We start from the raw sequence: 3062 nt of genomic DNA on the forward strand, positions 1-3062 counted from the left end.
GGTGGGAGACCTCATCTCGAAACAGGCTTCCCGCTTAGATGCCTTCAGCGGTTATCCCTTCCGAACGTAGCCAACCAGCCATGCCCTTGGCAGAACAACTGGCACACCAGAGGTTCGTCCGTCCCGGTCCTCTCGTACTAGGGACAGCCTTCCTCAAGTCTCCAACGCGCGCGGCGGATAGGGACCGAACTGTCTCACGACGTTCTAAACCCAGCTCGCGTGCCGCTTTAATGGGCGAACAGCCCAACCCTTGGGACCTACTCCAGCCCCAGGATGCGACGAGCCGACATCGAGGTGCCAAACCATGCCGTCGATATGGACTCTTGGGCAAGATCAGCCTGTTATCCCCGGGGTACCTTTTATCCGTTGAGCGACACCGCTTCCACAAGCCAGTGCCGGATCACTAGTCCCGACTTTCGTCCCTGCTCGACCCGTCAGTCTCACAGTCAAGCTCCCTTGTGCACTTACACTCAACACCTGATTGCCAACCAGGCTGAGGGAACCTTTGGGCGCCTCCGTTACCCTTTGGGAGGCAACCGCCCCAGTTAAACTACCCACCAGGCACTGTCCCTGAACCGGATCACGGTCCGAGGTTAGATATCCAGTACGACCAGAGTGGTATTTCAACGATGACTCCACCACAACTAGCGTCGCAGCTTCACAGTCTCCCACCTATCCTACACAAGCCGAACCAAACACCAATACCAAGCTATAGTAAAGGTCCCGGGGTCTTTCCGTCCTGCCGCGCGTAACGAGCATCTTTACTCGTAATGCAATTTCACCGGGCCTGTGGTTGAGACAGCGGAGAAGTCGTTACGCCATTCGTGCAGGTCGGAACTTACCCGACAAGGAATTTCGCTACCTTAGGATGGTTATAGTTACCACCGCCGTTTACTGGCGCTTAAGTTCTCAGCTTCGCCACACAAGTGTGACTAACCGGTCCCCTTAACGTTCCAGCACCGGGCAGGCGTCAGTCCGTATACATCGTCTTGCGACTTCGCACGGACCTGTGTTTTTAGTAAACAGTCGCTTCTCCCTGGTCTCTGCGGCCAACCAACCCTAACCCGCAAGGGGTTTCAAGTCAGCGGGCCCCCCTTCTCCCGAAGTTACGGGGGCATTTTGCCGAGTTCCTTAACCACAGTTCACCCGAACGCCTCGGTATTCTCTACCTGACCACCTGTGTCGGTTTGGGGTACGGGCCACGTGAACACTCACTAGAGGCTTTTCTCGGCAGCATAGGATCACTCTACTTCGCCTCAATCGGCTACGCATCACGTCTCAGCCTTTATGGGTGACGGATTTGCCTATCACCCGGCCTACACGCTTACACCAGTACTACCACTCACTGGCGGAGCTACCTTCCTGCGTCACCCCATCGCTTGACTACTACCAGATCAGATCCCACGCTCACTCAACTCCGTCCGAAGACTCGGCATCGCTCGGGTGGTTAGTATCCCTGGCCTCACCATGGGCGCATTCACACGGGTACGGGAATATCAACCCGTTGTCCATCGACTACGCCTGTCGGCCTCGCCTTAGGTCCCGACTTACCCTGGGCGGATTAACCTGGCCCAGGAACCCTTGGTCATCCGGCGGCAGAGGTTCTCACTCTGCAATCGCTACTCATGCCTGCATTCTCACTCGCACACCCTCCACAACTCGCTCACGCGGCTGCTTCCCTGGATGCACGACGCTCCCCTACCCATCCACACGACTAGACACCTGGTTCAAGACCAGGAGCCGATCTATAGTGTGAATGACACGGCTTCGGCGGTACGCTTAAGCCCCGCTACATTGTCGGCGCGGAACCACTTGACCAGTGAGCTATTACGCACTCTTTAAAGGGTGGCTGCTTCTAAGCCAACCTCCTGGTTGTCTAAGCGACCCCACATCCTTTCCCACTTAGCGCACACTTAGGGGCCTTAGCCGGTGTTCTGGGCTGTTTCCCTCTCGACTACGAAGCTTATCCCCCGCAGTCTCACTGCCACACTTCACACACCGGCATTCGGAGTTTGGCTGATTTCAGTAAGCTTGTAGGCCCCCTAGACCATCCAGTAGCTCTACCTCCGGCGTGAAACATGTGACGCTGCACCTAAATGCATTTCGGGGAGAACCAGCTATCACGGAGTTTGATTGGCCTTTCACCCCTACCCACAGCTCATCCCCCAGGTTTTCAACCCTGGTGGGTTCGGGCCTCCACGACGTCTTACCGTCGCTTCACCCTGGCCATGGGTAGATCACTCCGCTTCGGGTCTAGAGCACGCGACTATTTCGCCCTATTCAGACTCGCTTTCGCTACGGCTACCCCACACGGGTTAACCTCGCCACGCACCACTAACTCGCAGGCTCATTCTTCAAAAGGCACGCCATCACCCGAAGGCTCTGACGGATTGTAAGCACACGGTTTCAGGTACTCTTTCACTCCCCTCCCGGGGTACTTTTCACCTTTCCCTCACGGTACTAGTCCGCTATCGGTCACCAGGGAGTATTTAGGCTTAGCGGGTGGTCCCGCCAGATTCACAGCAAATTCCACGAGCTCGCTGCTACTTGGGAACACCATCAGAAGACCATCACGTTTTCGCCTACAGGACTCTCACCCTCTACGGTCGCCCTTCCCAGAGCGTTCAACTAACGCGATGCTTTCTTACTTCTTGCCAGACCGGCAGATCTGACCGATAGGTCCCACGACCCCAGTAACGCAACCCCTGCCGGGTATCACACGAAACTGGTTTAGCCTCTTCCGCTTTCGCTCGCCACTACTCACGGAATCACGGTTGTTTTCTCTTCCTGCGGGTACTGAGATGTTTCACTTCCCCGCGTTCCCTCCACACACCCTATACATTCAGGTGCAGGTGACCCCACATGACTGGGGCCGGGTTTCCCCATTCGGAAATCCTCGGATCTCAGCTCGGTTGACAGCTCCCCGAGGCTTATCGCAGCCTCCTACGTCCTTCATCGGCTCCTGGTGCCAAGGCATCCACCGTATGCTCTTAACAACTTGACCACAAAGATGCTCGCGTCCACTGTGTAGTTCTCAAAGAACAACCAGACACCACCACACC

At 56.2% G+C, this 3062-nt stretch carries 1 rRNA gene; it reads right to left on the reverse strand.

Annotated elements, in window-relative coordinates:
- Positions 1-3004, reverse strand: a 23S ribosomal RNA gene (locus tag ACTOWY_RS44700); the annotation flags it as partial.
- Between the last annotated feature and the right edge of the window lie 58 nt (positions 3005-3062).

Origin of the sequence: Crossiella sp. CA198, from assembly GCF_052078295.1 — a bacterium.
Taxonomy (GTDB): Bacteria; Actinomycetota; Actinomycetes; order Mycobacteriales; family Pseudonocardiaceae; genus Crossiella.